The 16,680-nt window shown below is 66.0% G+C and carries 16 protein-coding genes and 1 tRNA gene; 8 read left to right on the top strand and 9 right to left on the bottom strand.

The features are described 5' to 3' along the window. Positions 1 to 78: 78 nt before the first annotated feature. Complete coding sequence (locus KF791_15190) at positions 79 to 1,212, bottom strand: hypothetical protein (protein ID MBX3733919.1); 1,134 nt, start codon at positions 1,210 to 1,212, stop codon at positions 79 to 81. A 237-nt stretch (positions 1,213 to 1,449) separates the two neighbouring features. On the opposite strand from KF791_15190, the gene KF791_15185 reads away from it, so the two are divergent. Both KF791_15185 and KF791_15180 read left to right on the top strand, forming a co-directional pair. After that, positions 1,450 to 2,661, top strand: a complete 1,212-nt coding sequence (locus KF791_15185; protein ID MBX3733918.1) for an IS4 family transposase — start codon at positions 1,450 to 1,452, stop codon at positions 2,659 to 2,661. A gap of 90 nt (positions 2,662 to 2,751) precedes the next feature. Next, positions 2,752 to 3,546, top strand: coding sequence for a hypothetical protein (locus tag KF791_15180; GenBank protein ID MBX3733917.1), 795 nt, complete (start codon positions 2,752 to 2,754; stop codon positions 3,544 to 3,546). Positions 3,547 to 3,609: 63 nt separating this feature from the next. On the opposite strand, the gene KF791_15175 is transcribed toward KF791_15180, so the two are convergent. From KF791_15175 to KF791_15155, 5 genes are all read right to left on the bottom strand, one after another. Further along, positions 3,610 to 3,837 (bottom strand): toxin-antitoxin system HicB family antitoxin, encoded by a 228-nt coding sequence (locus KF791_15175; protein ID MBX3733916.1) that lies wholly within the window; start codon positions 3,835 to 3,837, stop codon positions 3,610 to 3,612. Beyond that, positions 3,809 to 4,222: a PIN domain-containing protein gene (locus tag KF791_15170; protein MBX3733915.1), complete on the bottom strand. Its 414-nt coding sequence runs from the start codon at positions 4,220 to 4,222 to the stop codon at positions 3,809 to 3,811. Before KF791_15170 ends, KF791_15175 begins: the two co-directional genes overlap by 29 nt. 184 nt (positions 4,223 to 4,406) lie before the next feature. After that, positions 4,407 to 4,481 (bottom strand) — tRNA-Asn (locus KF791_15165). Between the two features lie 205 nt (positions 4,482 to 4,686). After that, positions 4,687 to 5,466, bottom strand: coding sequence for a glycosyltransferase (locus KF791_15160; GenBank protein MBX3733914.1), 780 nt, complete (start codon positions 5,464 to 5,466; stop codon positions 4,687 to 4,689). Continuing rightward, complete coding sequence (locus KF791_15155; protein MBX3733913.1) at positions 5,463 to 5,894, bottom strand: rhodanese-like domain-containing protein; 432 nt, start codon at positions 5,892 to 5,894, stop codon at positions 5,463 to 5,465. Before KF791_15155 ends, KF791_15160 begins: the two co-directional genes overlap by 4 nt. A 111-nt stretch (positions 5,895 to 6,005) precedes the next feature. Here KF791_15155 and KF791_15150 point away from each other — a divergent pair, with 111 nt between their 5' ends. Both KF791_15150 and KF791_15145 read left to right on the top strand, forming a co-directional pair. Then, positions 6,006 to 7,061: a phosphotransacetylase gene (locus tag KF791_15150; protein ID MBX3733912.1), complete on the top strand. Its 1,056-nt coding sequence runs from the start codon at positions 6,006 to 6,008 to the stop codon at positions 7,059 to 7,061. Positions 7,062 to 7,069: 8 nt separating this feature from the next. Further along, the gene (locus KF791_15145) at positions 7,070 to 8,203 is read left to right on the top strand and encodes an AAA family ATPase (protein MBX3733911.1); all 1,134 of its coding nucleotides are present in this window, start codon (positions 7,070 to 7,072) and stop codon (positions 8,201 to 8,203) included. On the opposite strand, the gene KF791_15140 is transcribed toward KF791_15145, so the two are convergent. The 3 genes from KF791_15140 to KF791_15130 are packed head-to-tail and all read right to left on the bottom strand — an operon-like array spanning position 8,181 to position 12,454. After that, positions 8,181 to 9,014 (bottom strand): transglutaminase family protein, encoded by an 834-nt coding sequence (locus tag KF791_15140; GenBank protein MBX3733910.1) that lies wholly within the window; start codon positions 9,012 to 9,014, stop codon positions 8,181 to 8,183. The two genes, KF791_15145 and KF791_15140, sit on opposite strands and share 23 nt — an antisense overlap. A 53-nt stretch (positions 9,015 to 9,067) precedes the next feature. Then, a complete protein-coding gene (locus tag KF791_15135; GenBank protein ID MBX3733909.1) occupies positions 9,068 to 9,967 on the bottom strand; it encodes a transglutaminase family protein in 900 nt (299 codons plus the stop codon). A gap of 27 nt (positions 9,968 to 9,994) precedes the next feature. After that, positions 9,995 to 12,454 (bottom strand): circularly permuted type 2 ATP-grasp protein, encoded by a 2,460-nt coding sequence (locus KF791_15130; GenBank protein ID MBX3733908.1) that lies wholly within the window; start codon positions 12,452 to 12,454, stop codon positions 9,995 to 9,997. 227 nt (positions 12,455 to 12,681) lie between these two features. Between KF791_15130 and KF791_15125 the strand changes: the two genes are divergently transcribed. Genes KF791_15125 through KF791_15110 form a run of 4 tightly spaced genes read left to right on the top strand, consistent with a single transcriptional unit; the run spans position 12,682 to position 16,677 of the window. Further along, positions 12,682 to 13,326 (top strand): aminodeoxychorismate/anthranilate synthase component II, encoded by a 645-nt coding sequence (locus tag KF791_15125; protein ID MBX3733907.1) that lies wholly within the window; start codon positions 12,682 to 12,684, stop codon positions 13,324 to 13,326. 3 nt (positions 13,327 to 13,329) lie between these two features. Further along, positions 13,330 to 15,102 carry a phosphoenolpyruvate--protein phosphotransferase gene (gene ptsP, locus KF791_15120; protein MBX3733906.1) on the top strand — a complete coding sequence of 591 codons (1,773 nt, stop codon included), beginning with the start codon at positions 13,330 to 13,332 and terminating at the stop codon, positions 15,100 to 15,102. 19 nt (positions 15,103 to 15,121) lie between these two features. Beyond that, a complete protein-coding gene (locus tag KF791_15115; GenBank protein ID MBX3733905.1) occupies positions 15,122 to 15,868 on the top strand; it encodes a nucleotidyltransferase family protein in 747 nt (248 codons plus the stop codon). Continuing rightward, on the top strand, positions 15,787 to 16,677 hold the full coding sequence (locus KF791_15110) for an ABC transporter ATP-binding protein (protein ID MBX3733904.1): 891 nt from the start codon (positions 15,787 to 15,789) through the stop codon (positions 16,675 to 16,677). Before KF791_15115 ends, KF791_15110 begins: the two co-directional genes overlap by 82 nt. Positions 16,678 to 16,680 lie beyond the last annotated feature (3 nt).

Raw genomic sequence — 16,680 nt, 5'->3', positions numbered from 1 at the left:
TGGATCGGGATCCCTCCGAAAGATGGTCACTGGACGACGGCCTCTCGGCGCGGCTCCCTATCGTGGTGTTGTCGAGGTTCAACGTCCGGTTGGACTCGCCGCCAGACTCTCGGGTTGAATGCTGGGTTCAGCGGATACTGCCGCTGGGGCTGTGACGTCCGACAGCGGGACTCGAATCCACTGCGGACTGTTCGAGCGCCGGGAGCGATCACTCGCATGGTCGCCGAGCACTGCCGGTAGCTCGAATCCGAGTTCCACCTCCTGCCCACTGCGGAAGACCCGCACAATCCCATGAATTGGCCCCCTGCCCTGGTAGAGGTTGATCCAAACTTCCGTGGGCAGGCTGTCATCCGACAGTTCGACGTACTCCCAGGTGGAGCGCCAGGATTCCGGTGATGCGGCCAGGGACTGACGGACGTCGCGGAAGAGGCGGCCATACTGGGATTCGGGTTTCGCGAAATAGAGTTCCGGCCCACCGGACGGGGGCTGCACATACAGGTCGAGGTCCACGGCGGCGTTGGTGGTGCCACCCTGGTCCCAGAGGATGGCGATGGCGGTCTTCCCCGGCGGAGGCGTGGGGATCTCGGAAACCCGTGGACTTGGCGTCCGCATTTCCGTGATGCGCCGTGTCCGGGAATGCATCACAACCTCGGAATCCGCTGGGTCGAATGCCGGCGTTCGCAACGGGATACGGCGGCCTTCGGTGATTCGCGCCAGGGCGATGCGGTGATCGGGAGAGAATCCCCCCAATCGGCCGTCCTGTGTCCCCAGAAACAGCGTCCAGAAGCGGGAAGCACCGTCCCGATGACTGTCGTTGGCGAAGTCGTCGAAGTCGGTGACCAGCCATTCCACCGTCACGCCTCGCAGCCGGTGGGCGCGTTCGACTGTCGAGAACACCGAACGGGCGGCTGTGGCGGTCAGATGGCCATCGCTCGGCCAGGCGTCCTGCATTCCGAAGGCGGCCTCCTTCGGATTGCGGTATCGGCCGGGCGCCACCAGCAGAAGTTCCGCAGGCACGCTCGGTTCCCGGACCTGGAGGGCAATGTGATCGAAGAGCAGCGGCTGGTTCACCGTGCGTGCCTCATTGGTAGCCGCACGAATGGCACGCACCGTCCGCAGGATCTCGGGGCCCAGTCGCTGTTGGCGAACCCGGAGTGCCGCATCCGGGACCACCGCGTCGGCAATCGTCTGGAGGGTCTCCCCGTCCAGCACCGTGACATGGGAAGTACGACTGCGTGTTTCTGGACACCCCGCCGCAGAAGACCAAGACGACCATCCCGGCGTTGAAGGAGGCCGACTACGTCGTGCTCAGTGCCATGCCGGATCACCTCGCGGTGAGCGCCCCGGCAGTAGCACTGGCCGACATCGTTTCACAGCCATCCCATAGGAAATGGGGTGGAAAAAGGCTGAGTTGACGTTTTGCGGGCGGGCGACGCAGCCTGTCCGTGAATGAAAAAACATCTCAACTCAGCCCGCAGCAAGTTCACGATTCTCGGCCAGCTTTGCAAACTGATTCCGCCGCACTTGGTGGCGTCCTTGGCCAGGGAGCACCGGGCGGAGAGCAAGGCCCGAACCTTTAGTCACTGGAGCCATGTGGTGGCCCTGATCTATGGAAAGCTAAGCCATGCATTCGGTCTCAATGACCTGTGCGATGCGCTGCAGCTCTACTCCGGCCCCTTGTCCGCCATCCGCGGGGCCACCCCTCCACACCGCAACACCCTCTCGCACGCCAATCAGGAGCGGCCCAGCAAGATGGCGGAGGATCTGTTTTGGCGCACCCTGGAGCATTTGCGCGAGCAGAGTCCGGGTTTCGGGGGACGGCGGCTGTCGGGGCGCCTGAGGCGATTCAAGGCGACGATCCATCTGGTGGACTCGACCACGATTGAACTGGTGGCCAACTGCATGCCCTGGGCTCAGCACCGGCGGCGCAAGGCCGCCGCCAAAGCCCATGTGCGCCTCAATTTTCAGTCGCTGTTGCCGGGTTACGTGGTGGTGGACACCGCCCGGGAATCGGATGCCGGCCGGGCTCGAGAGCTGTGCGCGGGCCTGAAAACAGGGGAAGTGGTGGTTTTCGACCGTGCGTATGTCGATCGGAAGCACCTCAAGGACCTTTCCGATCGGGAGGTGGTCTGGGTGACGCGCTGGAAGGAAGGGATGGTGTGCGACGTCCTGGAGCGGCGGGAGGTGCCCCAAGGGGGAAAGATCCTGGCCGACGAATGGGTGGCCCTGAGCAACGGCCTTTCCGCACGCCGGATCCGCGCGCTGGTGGAGGTGGACGGCCAGGAACGGGAGATGGTCTTTCTGACCAACGAACTGAGGTGGGCCGCGAGCACGGTGGTCGCGTTGTACAAGGCACGGTGGGAGATCGAGGTGTTCTTCAAACAACTGAAGCAGACGCTCAAGCTCTGTGACCTGATCGGGTATAGCGCCAATGCAATCCGCTGGCAGGTCTGGACGGCGTTACTGGTTCATTTGTTGTTGAGATACCTGGCTTGGGCGCATGAATGGACGCACAGCTTTGTGAGGCTTTTTGCCTTGGTGCGCTCTCAAATATGGCAAACGCTGGATCTGCCGGAAATTTTAGGGCGCTATGGGACAGCCCGGGGCAGTTACCGCAACTTGGCGCGGCCGGAACAAGGCTTTTTCCCACAATTCTGTTGAAGCTGTGGGACAGCACGACGCCGGAAATGCCCCGCTGGATTGACTGATGTAATCCTTAAAGTCATTTTCCTCTGCCGTAACGGAATTCCAATGGATTCCGAACCTATCCCATTTGTAAACGCCTCCCTATGGGATGGCTGTGACATCGTTTTGGCGCAGCGCCACGCCAATCCGGACCTGGCGCTTCTGGGAGTCGTGGCGTGCGCCTTGCCGCGTCCGAAGACCCGGCTGGCGCGCGAATTGGTTGGCTACGTGGAACGGACCTGCGCCGACCCGGCCGGCCACACGCTTAAGTTCCGGACGGAGATCCTGTCAGCCGCAGCGTCGTGGTTCAGGAAGCGCAGAAGGCAGGGCAGACCATTCTCCAGTACCGGGGAGATCACCCGGTGGCGGACGAATACCGGGCGCTGGCCAGAGAGTTTGAGGAGCGCCCGGCGCAGCGGCGTGCAGCGTCCGCTTCAACGCAGGAGGTGGTCCATGCCTGGAAATCGCCACCAGGAGCGTCCCTGCGATCCCATCTCCGCGGACCTGGTCCGCGCGGCAACCTCGACGCCGAGACTCCAGGTTGCGTCCGCTCCGACTACGTCGCCGGTGGTTCCAACGTCGCCGACGGAGGAGACGACCATCACCAAACGCTTCGTGCTCACCCGGGCCGAAGATGCCGAACTCAATGCGTTTCTGTTCCGGTTGCAGCAGGCGGCCGGGACCAAGGTTCCGGTCAACGTGCTGGTCCGGGCGGCCGTGAGCATACTGATGGATGCCAAGGCACGACTTGCCAACCAGCTCCGGGATGCCCGACTTCGTCAGCCTTCAGCCCATGACCGCTTGGCCCTGGGCGAGTTTGAGGAGTTCTGGCGCCGCGCCCTGGTGCGCGCCTTGGGATGAAGCGGGGCGAGCGCGAGCAGGGCGAGGAGGTGCGATCCGGTGAGAGCAGCGGACATCGGTCGTTCAGGACTTGTTGGCGAAAGCCCGGTCCAGTTTGTCGAGCAGCGCCAGGCCGCGGCGCACATCGCCCCGGGCCGCCATGGCCTGAAAGCGGGCCTCGGCATCGTGCTGAGCCAGGGCCACATTGGCCCATTCTTCGACGAGCTTGTTGAGGCTGACGCCCTGCCGCTCCGCCAAGCGGCGCAGCCGCTGGTGCTTCGCGTCAGGAATTCGGATCGTCATCGTTGCCATAGGTATTCCTCCATCGCTTCAAAAATGCCGCCGGGGTCTCCACGGCCAGGTTTCCAAACTTCAGCTCACCGCCCTTGAGATCGCGGGTGTTGGCGGAAATGATGCTGTCCGCCCCACCCGCGACGCCCAACTCGATCAGGTGGTTGTCGCCTTCGTCCGGCAAATTCGGCCGCCAAAGGAACGACACCGCGACCCACTCGCACGCGGACAGAAACGCCTCGAAGAGCGCTTCCCGTTCCGCCCGGCTGAGCGGGGATTGCTCCAGCAGCGGCCGGCCCATCAGGTCGCAGTACTCGTGGAAGAGCTTCTCGCCCATCAGCGGGTGACACCGCCCCTTCAGGCAGAAGACCGCGCCCCGCTGGTCCAACCAGAATCGCTGCTTCATGGCTTCGTCGGGAAACGAGCCTGACAGGCGAAGTCTGGACCGGTTACGGAGTGGCTGCGGAGGGGTCCCGAGGGGTGCCGGAGGGCCGGCAAGCCGCGGGTTTCTCACACAGTTGACGACACACTTGGGGTCAAAACCGGGGTCTGGAAGGCCAAAAACCCCTGATTTATTGAGGTTTTTGAGCTGGCTCCAGAGGTAGGACTCGAACCTACAACCCATCGGTTAACAGCCGATTGCTCTACCATTGAGCTACTCTGGAACACTGTCGAGCCGCGGAAACTACCGACGCCGTTTCCGGCGCGTCAAAGGCTTTTTCTGCGTCCGGTGGCATCGCGGACTTGTGGCATCGCCCGCCGGCAACCCGCCCCCTTCGCGGGACTGGATCCCCGCCGATCGGCAGGGCGGGTTCCGGGCGACCATGCAGTGCCAGGCCGGGCCGGTCGGGATCCCTCCAACGGACCGACTCACCGGCGACCGTCGTACCACGGACTGCAGGCCTCCCGGTTCCGGAGCGTCGCCCCGGGGCGCAGCAGGCCCCGGAGTGAAAAGCGCGCAAGCTCCCAGGGCGTGTAAAGGCTCGCCTTGCGCGCCGAGGTGAGCAGCGGCGCCTCCGTGAGGATCGCCAACCGGCGACCACCCCGGCGCGCCAGCGGCTTCAGCCGGCGCGAGAGGTCAATCTCCTCCGCCGCATAGAGGGCCTCGTTGAAGCCGCCCACCGCCACAAACGCCGCCCGCTCCACGAAAATGAAGGACCCGGCCATCCAACGGAAGAGGCGGCTGGTCCAGTTCCAAACCCCGGTGAGCACTGCCAGGCCGGGTCCGCCGCCATCGAGTTTCACAATGCTGCCCCCGGCCACTACGCGGCCCGACGCCACGGTGTCGGCCACCGCGTCAAACAGCGCCTCCGTGGGCCGGGAGTCGGCGTCCAGGAACACCAGCCAGTCGCCCACCGCCACCGCCGCACCGGCATTTCGGGCGCGTCCAATCTGGTTCACCGGCTCAAAGACCACACGGACCCCGGCCTCCCGCGCAATCGCCGCGGTGCGATCGGACGAATTGTTGTCGCACACGATCACCTCGTGAGCCCACCCCCGGCGTTCCCAGGCCCCCACGGCGGTCCGCACCGCCTCCAGCGTCGCCGGAAGCAGCTTCTCCTCGTTGAACGCCGGAATGACGACCGACATTCCAAACGTCGCCTGCGGCTGCAGGACGCTCCCGCCCTTGCCGTCGGACCCCGCGCTCACTTTTCCAAAGGCCTGCCCTCTTCGGTCCAGGCGCCGAGGCCGCCCTCCAGATTGACCACATTCGTGAATCCCAGGGAGATCATTTTGACACAGGCCCTCGCGCTGCGCCCGCCGCCGGCGCAGTGGACCAGGTAGATCCGTGACCGGTCCAGCTTCGCGACCTGCGCCTCAAAATCAGGTGCCCGGAAGTCCAGGAGGAGCGCCTCGGGGAGGTGTCCATCGGCGTATTCCGACGCCGTCCTGACGTCGAGAACGATCGTGTTGGTCCCTTTGCGAAGCGCATCAAATTCCGCGGGCACCACATTCCTGGGGCTTGGCTTCGCGGCGGCGCCCTGGGCGGGAGCGGCTTGGTCGGCCCTGGCCCAACCCATGGTCGAAGCCGTGCCCATGGCCAGCGACAAGAGCACGGTCCGGATCCAAGGTGTCATTGCGGTTAGAGTGCGCCCCGCGGAGCCGATGGCAACTGCCGATCCGGCTCACAATCCGGGCGCCGGGGGTTGGCGGTTGCAGTTTCGCGACCCCTCGCGTACACCCCGCCCATGCGGTTCATCGGCGGGGTTTATGAGAAGTTGCAGCGGCATCCCAAACGCATCGTGTTTCCCGAGGGCACGGAACCGCGTGTGCTGCAGGCAGCCCGCCAGTTTTATTCGCTCCGGCTCGGGGTGCCGATCCTGCTCGGGGACCGCACCCTGGTGAAACAGGCGGCCGAGGAGCTGAACGTGGTCCTCGAAGGGATCCGCATCATCGAACCGGAGGCCAGCCCCGACCTCGACAACTTCATCCGCCGCTTCGTGATGCTGCGCCGCGGCAAGGGCATCGCCGAGGCGGAGGCCCGCGAGGCGATGATCAAGCCGAACTTCTTCGGGGCCATGATGGTCGCGATGCGCCAGGCGGACGGCATCGTCTCGGGAACCAACGAAATCTCCGGAAGCGTGCTCCGGCCGCTGTTCCAGATCATCAAGGTGGCCCCGAAGACGAACACCGCATCGTCCTGCATGGTGATGGAGGTGGAGGACACGCGGTTCGGAGACAAGGGCGTCCTGTTCATGGGCGACTGTGGTGTCCTCCCGGACCCCACGGTGGAGCAGCTGGCCGAGATCGGACTCAACATCGCGCGGCTGGCGCGGCAGATCGTGGGCACGCGGCCGCGCGTGGCGTTCCTCAGCTATTCGACCGGCGGCAGCGCGGCACATCCCGACGTCCTGAAGGTGCGCGCCGCCACCGCACTGGCCCAGCAGAAGGCCAAGGAGATGCGGCTGGAGGCGGATATTGACGGCGAAATGCAGGTGGATGCGGCGCTGATGCCGGACATCGCGGCCCGCAAGCTCCCGGAAAGCCGGGTTGCCGGACGCGCCAACGTCCTGGTCTTTCCCAACCTCAACGCCGGCAACATCGCCCACAAGCTCATCCAGCACATCGCGCGGGCCAACGCCTACGGGCAAATCCTCCTGGGCCTCGACCGCCCCGCCGCCGACGTCTCGCGCGGGAGCAGCGCCCACGACATCCTCGGGGTTGCGGCGATTGTCGGGCTCCAGAGCATTGACTACCAGCAGCTGTACCCGGGCGCCGGTGCGGCCATCCCGGGGGAGGCGTGACGATGCTCCTGAACACGAAGACGCCGCGGGTCTTCATCGCCGCGACCCGGCAGAACGACGGAAAGACCACCAATTCCCTGGGCTTGCTGGCCGCGCTCCAGGCCCGGTTCGGACGCGTGGGCTACATCAAGCCGGTGGGTCAACGGTTCGTGGAGATTGATGCCGAGAAGATTGACGAGGACTCGGTGTTGATGGACCGCGTGTTCCGGCTCAACTGCCCCCTGGTGGACATGTCCCCCATCGCCGTCGAGCCCGATTTCACGCGCAAATACCTCCAGGCCGCAAATTATGAGACGCTGGTCAAACGGATCCACAAGGCGTTCGACCGGGTCGCATGGGAGAAGGAATTCGTGCTCTGCGAGGGCACCGGCCACGCGGGTGTCGGCAGCGTCTTCGACCTGAGCAACGCCACGGTGGCCCGGTTGCTCAACGCCAAGGTGATCATTGTCACCCGCGGCGGCATCGGGTTGCCCATTGACGAGGTCACCCTGAATTGCGCCCTGTTTGAACGCGAAGGTGTGGAGGTGATCGGGGTCATCCTCAACAAGGTGCTGCCCGGCAAACTGGATTACATCAGCGAGTTCGCCGAAAAGGGCCTTCGCCGCAAGGGCCTCAAGCTCCTTGGGGTGGTGCCCCATCAGCCCATCCTGTCCTGCCCCACGCTCGAACTGGTCCGCGAGGAACTCAGCGCCAGCACCCTCAACGAGTCCGACCAGATCCACAACATCATCGAAAACGTCGTCATTGGCGCCATGGGACCCGCGCGGGCCGAGGCGTTGCTGGCCCCGGGAGTCCTCCTGATCGTCCCGGCGGACCGGGACGACATCATCCGCGCCGCGGGAGACTACCTGAAGCATGGCGGTCGCCTCGCGGGGATCGCACTTTCGGACGACATCGCCCCCTCGGGAGCGGTGTTGCGGATGGCCCGGGGATTCCCCTGCCCGGTGCTTCTAACCCCGCTCGACAGCTACACGGTGGCCAGCCGCGTTCACGACCTGATCGTGAAGATCCGCCCCGGCGACACCGAGAAGATCCGCCTCGTCCGCGACCTCATCGCCCACCATGTCCATCTGGACAGGATCCTCGAGGCGATCGGCGTGCCGGCAGCCCCGGAAAACGTCACTCCGGATCCAGCGGCGTGATCGCCACCTCGACCGACATCCGGCGGTCCTGCGTGCCCTTGTAGTGGCCGCGAACCGGGGTCACGTCGGCGTAATCGCGCCCCACGGCAATCTTGATGTAGGTTTCATCGGCCGCCACGCCGTGGGTCGGATCCAGAGGCTGCCATCCGTGTCCCGGCACAAACACCTCCACCCAGGCGTGCGTGGCGCTGGCCCGCTCCGTGGCCAGATAGCCGCTGACATAAAGCGCGGGAATCTTGATGGAGCGGCACAGCCCGATGAGCACGTGGGCAAAGTCCTGACAAACGCCGCGGCGAAGCGACATCACCTCCGACATGCGCGTGTGGACCGTCGTGCTCTGCGGCGTGTACGTGAATCCTCCATAGACGTGCCGCATCAATGCGATGGACGCCTGCCAGATGTCCGTGACCCCGGCGGTCACGTCGAGTGCCAGCCGCCAGGTCGCCGGGTCCAGGTCCACATAGCGGGTCGGCAGCAGATAATCGAAGCACCGTTCCATGCGCCCGCATTCCTCCAGGCGGTCCATGGGCGCCGGAGCCATGTCGAGCGCGATGGCATGCCGCCAGGTGGTGACCCGGGTGGCCGCCTCGATCGTCAGGGTCGAATGGGGCTGGGGAATCTCGAAGTGGTGGATCCAGTTGCGGTAGAAATCCTCGTAATGATTCAGCGGACACGCCGGCAGCACCTTCAACAGGAAGGCGTCCACGGTCTGGTGCTCGTTGGACACCGGCTTGAGCCGGACCTCGTTGTAGCTCTCACGGACGGGGGTCGCGTATTCGTAGTGCGTCCGATGTCGAACCTGATAACGCATTCGTTCTTGAGATGGGGCCGGCGGCGCTGTTCCCGAGTCCCGACACGGCACGGTCATACCCGGCCCTCGCCCGCGGCCTCCACCATCGGGGCCATGTCCACCGACACCTGGATCTCGTGCGAACCGCCACCGGTGAGGATTCCGCTGACCGGACTGACGTCGCTGTAGTCGCGTCCGCACGCCACGGTGACGTGCTCCCCGGAGGGCATGAGGTTGTTGGTGGGGTCGAAATCCACCCAGCCAAAGCGCGGACAAAAGGTCGAAAACCACGCGTGCGACGCATCGGCACCGATCCGGCGCGGCCGGCCCTCCGGCGGGTGGGTGCGGATGTATCCGCTGACGTAGCGGGCCGGCACCCCCACGGATCGCAGGCAGGCAATCGCAAGGTGGGCGAAGTCCTGGCAGACCCCACGCCGATTTTCCCAGACCGCCTCCAACGGCGTGGCCACGGTGGTTGCGACCGGATCGTACTTGAAATCCGTGAAAATGCGCCGGCTCAGGTCGGTCACGGCGACGAGCAACGGCGTGCCGGGCCGAAAGCTTTCGCGACAATACCCGGCAAGTTCCCGGGACGCCCGGATCAGCGGCGAATCGAAACAGTACTGGTAGGGTTCGACCACTTCCGGGGACACCGGGTCCCGGAACAACTCCACGACGTCCTCCCAGTCCGGTGACAGTGCGGGCGCGGAGGGGGTCACCGCCGCAGTGGTCACCACGCTGGTCGCCTCCAACTCCAGCGCGGCATGCCGCTCCTGGATGCTGAAGAGACACACCCGGTTGCCGAAGTAGTCGGTCCGCACCTTGCACACGGCGGGTTCGGGCCGGATGACCAGCCAGAACTCTTCACGGTGCTGGTGCCCGGTGTGACGCGGTTCGACCATCGCCGCATGGTGGGATACGGAGACCGGCGACGAATACTCGTAGCGGGTGTGGTGGACGATGCGGTAGGTCATTTCGGGGCGGAGCGGAGGGCACCGCGATCAGGCGGGACCGGCGCGGGAAATCGGCGCGTGCGCAAAGTAACTCGCGGACAGGGCATCTGAAAGCTCCGGCAATTCACCCCGGATCCGCCGGAGGGTCCGTCCGGTATCGGTGTCGTCCCACGCTCCGGCATCCGGCTTCAGATCCCTTGGATCGAGGAGGCGCACCGCGGAGGCCATCCCGATCAGAATCCGGTGGGCCGGGCTGGGCAGCGCCGTTTCACGCTCCCTGGGCAGCCGGGCAAAATGCTGCTCCAGTTGAATGAGCTGGAACAGCAACGACCTCGGGTTGGTGTCATCCAGGAGCACCAGATCGTAAACGGCCGCCATTTCCGGCAGCAGATTGTATCGGGAGCGGTACGTCAATGTGCTGTCGGCCACCTCCAGCACCGCCTCCAGCACGCTGGGGTTGTCGGCTTCCGGGGACTGAAGCGCCGCATCCAGAAAGGTGCCCAGGAAGGCGGCCCTCTCGATCCGCTGGCCCATGTCCAGAAACCGCCATGCCTGCGCCCGGGTCATGTTCTCGCGGGCAATGCCGTAAAAGGACGCCAGGTGCAGCAGCGTCTGGCTCAGCAGGGCGATGGCATCTCCTGCCAGCATCGGGGGGCTGGAGGCCGGCAGGGCGAGTTTGTCGTTGAGCTGGCTGACCACCCGCCACAGGTCGTTGGACGTCCGGTCCCGCACCAGCATGCCCAGCCGTTCCAACTGGTCGGCGATGGCTCGCAGGCTGCCCGGTTGTTGGGGATTGAAGATGGCCGCCAGCAACTCGGCCTCGAGGGCCTCGGAATTCTGACGCCGCGCCGGCTCCGCCGCGGCCTGCGGCAGCTGACCCTGACGTTCCAGGGTGTCCAGCAGCGGGGTGATCAAGGGCAGCGCGCTTCCGGTGCTTTCCGGATTGAACCGGAGCAGGGTGCTGCGCAGCAGACGCCCCGTCGCGTCGGCGCGCTCTGAATACCGGCCCAGCCAGAAGAAATTGTCGGCCATCCGGCTCGGCAGGTTGTTGCCGACACGCCGCAATTCCACCCCGCCGCCCTCCCGATGAAGCAGCGACACCTCCTCAACCGGAGCATCGCTGAGCACCCAGGTGTCCTTGCTGGCACCCCCGCGCTGCATCGAAATGAACCGCCCGCCCGGCTCGGGCGCCAGACGCGCGAGTCCGCCCGGCATCACCCGGTAGCCCGCGGCCGTGGCGACCACATACACGCGGAGTCCCACCGGACGTGGCGCCACCACCGAGCCGGTCCAGGAGGGCGCCCGCGAAAGCTTGACGCGTTCCTGGGCCACCCAGAGGTGGGGCTGGAACCGGATGCGTTCCCGCAGCGCCTCCCACGCCTCCGCCGTCATCGGCTGGTCCGGCTGCGTCCCCTTCAGGTGCGACCGGAACGCGGGCTTGATGAACAGTTCCTCGAGATGGTCCAGCACGTAGGTTTCGCCGGCCTTCTGACCGCACCACCAAGTGGCCACGGAGGGCATGCGCAATTCCTCCGACAGGAGATGCCGGCAGAGCCCCGGCAGAAACGCCATGAACGCCGGGCTTTGCAGGAGCCCGCTTCCCAGAGCGTTGGCGACCGTCACATTGCCCGCACGCAACGCCTCCAAAAGTCCGGGTACGCCCAGGATCGAATCGTTGCGCAGCTCCAGTGGGTCGCAGAATTCGTCATCCACGCGCCGGAGGAGGACGTCCACCGGTTCAAGTCCGCTGAGGGTCTTCAGGAAGACACGGTCATCGCGAACGGTCAGGTCCTGTCCCTCAACGAGCGCATAGCCCAGATAACGCGCAAGATAGGCCTGCTCGAAGTAGGTTTCATTGTAGGGACCCGGCGTCAGGAGCACCACCCTTGGATCATCGGTGCGACGGGTTCCCAGGCGGGAAAGGGCGGACTGAACCTCGCGGAAGAACGCCGCAAGCCGCTGCACCGGGGCCTCCCGGAAGGCCTCAGGCAGGATGCGGGAGGTCACCAGGCGGTTGGCGAGGGTGTACCCGGTCCCGGTGGGAATTTGCGTCCGGTCGGAAACCACCCACCACTGTCCGTCGGGGGATCGGGCCAGATCGGCGGCATAGAAATGCAGGTAGGTGTCCTCGATCGGCCGCGCCGCGTGGGCGGGCCGGAGAAAATCGGGCTGACCGAAAACCAGGGCCGGAGGCAGCCACCCCGAGCGAATCAGATCCTGCGGCCCGTAACAGTCGGCAAGAATGCGATCAATCAGGGTGGCCCGCTGGATCAGTGCGCGCTCCAGCCGGTGCCACTCCTCCGGGGCGATCAGCAGGGGAATCGGATCCAGCTCCCAGGGACGCTCCATGCCGCGCGGATCCCCGTACACGTTGTAGGTCACCCCCTGCTCGTGGATGATGCGCCGCCCGGTGTCACTGCGCCGCCGAAGCTCTGCGGGACCCAGCCGCTGCAGCTCCCGAAGCATGGCCCGATAGTGGGGACGGATGGCCCCGGAGGCCTCAATCATCTCGTCAAAGGCATCCGCTACGGGAGCATACGCTCCCGGCGACCCGGCATCGGCCGGGGGCGCGCATTCCGTGGGTGGACCCTGCGTCATCCCGACGAGTCTGCCGGTGCCGCTGGACCGATTTCCAGCAACGAACTCAGCGAACACAAATGGCCCGGGGCGGGTTTCGCCGCCGGGACCCTCCGGACACCTTCCCTCACCGAGGGCTTCACGGTACGGTCCCCCCGATGCTGCTGGTCATAGACAACTACGATTCGTTCACCTTCAACCTCGTCCAGTACCTCGGCGAAATGGGGGTCGAAATGAAGGTGCATCGCAACGACTTGTTGAGCGTTTCGGAGGCTCTCGCCCTGCAGCCGGAACAGGTGCTGATCTCACCCGGCCCCTGCTCCCCGCGTGAGGCCGGCCTTTCCAACGACCTGATCCGGGCCTTCGCCGGCATCCGCACCCCGCTGCTGGGTGTGTGCCTCGGCCATCAGTGCATCGCGCACACCTTTGGAGGCTCGGTAAGGGTCAACGACCGGATGATGCACGGAAAGACTTCACCGATCCTTCACGACGGGCGCGATCTCTTCCGCGATCTGCCCTCCCCCTTCCAGGCGACGCGTTATCACTCCCTCATTGTGGAGCGGGACACGCTCCCGGCGGACCTGGAGGTGACCGCTTGGACGGAGGAGGGGGAAATCATGGGATTGCGCCACCGGGATCTCCCGATCTGGGGGGTTCAGTTTCATCCGGAAAGCATCCTGACCGAACACGGCCGGCAGCTCCTGCAGAATTTCCTGAATCTCGGTGGAGGGGTGCCGGCTTCCGCCGCCGGTCTGCCGGCTCCAAAAGCGGCTTCCTTCAGCGCCCCGCACGGGTCAGCCTGAGGCGTGTCCGAGAGCCGACCGACCGCGGAGCACACCTGCCGGGGCATCCCTGCGTCGGGCGGGGTGGTCCATGGACGTGTGCTCCGGATCGGACGGCCCGTGGTCGAGGTGACCCGGAGCGCCATCGCGCCGGACGCAGCGGATCGCGAACTGGCCCGGGTGCGCGACGCCCTGATCGCGACGCGACACCAGATCCGCGAGATCCAGACCCGGGTGGCCCAGGTCCTGGGCCCCGGGGAGGCAGCGATCTTCGATGCCCATCTGCTCGTGCTCGATGATCCCGCGCTCATGGATGAGATCACCGCCGGCATCCGCGACCGCCACGAGAACGCCGAGTTCGTGGTCCTGACCGTTGCCGAACGTTTCGCATCCGCCCTGGCGGCGGTCGAGGATCCCTTTCTCAGCGAGCGGGCGGCGGACGTCCGGGATGTGGCGCAACGGTTGCTGCGAAACCTGTCGGGGAACGGTTCGGAGCTGGACCTGGGCCGGCTGCGCGAACCGGCGATCATCGTCGCGCCGGATTTGTCGCCGAGCGCCACCGCGATGCTGGACCGCAGCAAGGTGCTGGGCTTCGCGACCGATGCGGGCGGGGCCACCGGCCACACCGCAATTATGGCGCGCAAACTGCGGATTCCGGCGGTCATCGGCCTGGGCACCGCCACTTCCCAGGTGGCGACCGGGGATGACGTGCTGCTCGACGGCCACGGGGGCCTGCTCATCGTCAATCCCACCGACGCGACCCTGTACCAGTATGGCCAGATGCGCGAGCGACGCGCGGCCCTGGAGGTGCGCCTGCAGTCGCTGCGGACACAACCCGCGGTAACGCTCGACGGGGCGCGTCTGGTGCTGGCAGCCAACATTGATGCCCCGGCGGACCTGGCGGCGGTCGCCGAGTCGGGCGCGGAAGGGGTGGGGCTGTTCCGCACGGAGTTCCTGTTCCTGAATGCCGCCGCTCCTCCGGACGAGGAGGCACAGTACGCGGCCTACCGGGCGGTGGCCGAGGGGCTGGCGCCGGCGGCCGTGGTGATCCGCACCCTGGACCTCGGGGGCGACAAGCTGCCCGGCGGCGAGCGCAATGCGGAGGAGAACCCCTTCCTTGGATGGCGGGCGATCCGCATCTGCCTGGACCGTCCCGACCTGTTCCGCACCCAGCTCCGGGCCATCCTCCGGGCCAGCGCCCACGGCCACGTCAAGCTGATGTTCCCGATGATCTCGAGCCGGGACGAACTTCGCTCGGCCCGCGCCCTGCTGGAGGATTGCCGGAACGACCTGCGCCGGAACGGCATCGCGTTCGACGATGCGCTGGAGGTCGGGATGATGATCGAGGTGCCGGGGGCGGCATTGATCGCCGCGGACCTGGCCCCGGAGGTGGACTTCTTCAGCCTCGGCACGAACGACCTCACGCAGTACACCTTGGCGGTGGACCGGCTCAATGCGCGGGTGGCGCACCTGCACCTGCCGACCCACCCGGCGGTCGTGCGGCTGATCCGGATGACGGTCGAGGCCGCAAGGACGCACGGGCGCTGGGTCGGGGTCTGCGGGGAGGCCGCGGGCGACCCGGCACTGATCCCCCTCCTGATCGGTCTCGGCGTGGACGAACTCAGCGCCACACCGGCCGTCATTCCCGCGGCCAAATTTCTCCTCCGACGGCTGAAGCGGTCCGAAACCTGTGCCCTCGCGGAATCGGTCTTGAACTGCACCACCGCCGCCGAAATCCTCGCCGCCTCTTCGGCCTTGGCCCGCAGCTGCGCGCCCGAGCTGTTCGCGTCCTCCTGACCCCATTGTGATCCTCTGAATGAACGTCCTGATCCTGGCCGCCGGGTATGCCACCCGCCTGTATCCGCTCACCCTCACCCAGCCCAAACCACTGCTCCCCGTGGCGGGCAAACCGATGGTGGACTACGTCCTGGACAATCTCGCCCCCATCCCGGGCATTGACCGGGTGTGCCTGGTGACCAATGCAAAATTCGCCGGCCACTTCCAGCAATGGGCCGACGACTACCGGGCCACCAAGTCGCCGCTGAACTTCACCATCATCAATGACGGGTCCACCGACGACAGCAACAAGCTGGGCGCCATCGGCGACCTCAACTTGGTCCTGGAGCGGGAGCGGCTGGACGATGACCTCATCGTCGTCGCCGGCGATAATCTCTTCAGCCAGTCGCTCGCGGACTTCGGCGAATACTGCCACCGAATCCAGCAGCCCGTCCTCGGAATCTACGACATCGGATCGCTGGAGCAGGCCCGCAAGTACGGCGTGGTGGCCACCGACGCCTCCGGACGGCTGGTGGAGTTCGTGGAAAAGCCGGCGCAGGCGGCGAGCACCATGATCGGCATCGCCCTCTACTACTATCCGAGGAGCTGCCTGCCCCTGGTGGGGCAGTACCTCGCCGAAGGCAACAACCCCGACCAGCCCGGCCGGCTCATCCAGTGGATTTACACGCGCCAGCCGGTGTTCACATGGAACGTCCCGGGGGTGTGGTTCGACATCGGATCGAAGGAAAGCCTCGACGAGGCCAACCGCATCTACTCGCGCCGGTGAAGCGCCGCGGCGCAGACATTCTCTCCGTCACGGAACTGACAGTCCTCCGCGATGGCATCCCGATCCTTGACCGGCTCACGTGGCGCATCGGTCCCGGGGAGCACTGGGTGGTGCTGGGGGCCAACGGATCGGGAAAGACGTCGCTGCTGGCCGCATTGACCGGCTATCTCATGCCCACCGGGGGGGACATCCGGGTGCTCGGACGCCGTTACGGCGCCTATGACTGGCGCGAATTGCGCACCCGCATCGGACTGGTCAGCTCATCGCTCCGGCAGCGCATTCCCGACCATGAAACGGCCCTCGACACGGTGGTCGGCGGACGGCGTGCCATCGTGGACCTTTGGGGCGATCCCAGCCCGTCCGAGGCACGGGCCGCCCGGCGACTCCTCGGATCGGTGGACGCGGGGCCCCTTGCCGGACGTCCGTGGGCCGTGCTGAGCCAGGGAGAGCGGCAGCGGGTGTTGATTGCGCGCGCCCTGATGGCGCGGCCGAAACTGCTCATCCTCGATGAACCCTGTGCCGGGCTCGATCCGGTGGCGCGTGAGCACTTCCTGCAATTCCTCAACCGGCTCGGACACGACCCCGGGGCGCCGGCATTGATCTTCGTGACCCATCATGTGGAGGAGATCATGCCCGCACTTCGCCACGCCCTGCTGCTGCGGGACGGCCGGGTGCTCGCTGCGGGACCCACCAAATCCACGCTCACGCGCGCCAGCCTCTCGGCCGCGTTCGGCGCGCCGGTCGTCCTGAATGCATCCCGCGGGCGCTTCCGAATGACGGTCCGTTCGCAGACGTCCCGGGTGCTTTGATCT

It is taken from the genome of Verrucomicrobiia bacterium (assembly GCA_019634635.1).
Classification (GTDB): Bacteria; Verrucomicrobiota; Verrucomicrobiia; order Limisphaerales; family UBA9464; genus UBA9464.
Note: the sequence above shows the minus strand (reverse complement) of the source record. Positions and strands in the feature narration are given on the sequence as shown.

What these genes read in the sequence shown, in the direction of transcription:
- KF791_15185 (MBX3733918.1), top strand. Translation starts at nt 1,450, where the DNA reads ATGAAAAAACATCTCAACTCAGCCCGCAGCAAGTTCACGATTCTCGGC.
- KF791_15180 (MBX3733917.1), top strand. Translation starts at nt 2,752, where the DNA reads ATGGATTCCGAACCTATCCCATTTGTAAACGCCTCCCTATGGGATGGC.
- KF791_15175 (MBX3733916.1), bottom strand. Translation starts at nt 3,837, where the DNA reads ATGGCAACGATGACGATCCGAATTCCTGACGCGAAGCACCAGCGGCTG.
- KF791_15170 (MBX3733915.1), bottom strand. Translation starts at nt 4,222, where the DNA reads ATGAAGCAGCGATTCTGGTTGGACCAGCGGGGCGCGGTCTTCTGCCTG.
- KF791_15155 (MBX3733913.1), bottom strand. Translation starts at nt 5,894, where the DNA reads ATGACACCTTGGATCCGGACCGTGCTCTTGTCGCTGGCCATGGGCACG.
- KF791_15150 (MBX3733912.1), top strand. Translation starts at nt 6,006, where the DNA reads ATGCGGTTCATCGGCGGGGTTTATGAGAAGTTGCAGCGGCATCCCAAA.
- KF791_15140 (MBX3733910.1), bottom strand. Translation starts at nt 9,014, where the DNA reads ATGCGTTATCAGGTTCGACATCGGACGCACTACGAATACGCGACCCCC.
- KF791_15135 (MBX3733909.1), bottom strand. Translation starts at nt 9,967, where the DNA reads ATGACCTACCGCATCGTCCACCACACCCGCTACGAGTATTCGTCGCCG.
- KF791_15130 (MBX3733908.1), bottom strand. Translation starts at nt 12,454, where the DNA reads ATGATTGAGGCCTCCGGGGCCATCCGTCCCCACTATCGGGCCATGCTT.
- KF791_15125 (MBX3733907.1), top strand. Translation starts at nt 12,682, where the DNA reads ATGCTGCTGGTCATAGACAACTACGATTCGTTCACCTTCAACCTCGTC.
- KF791_15115 (MBX3733905.1), top strand. Translation starts at nt 15,122, where the DNA reads ATGAACGTCCTGATCCTGGCCGCCGGGTATGCCACCCGCCTGTATCCG.
- KF791_15110 (MBX3733904.1), top strand. Translation starts at nt 15,787, where the DNA reads ATGGAACGTCCCGGGGGTGTGGTTCGACATCGGATCGAAGGAAAGCCT.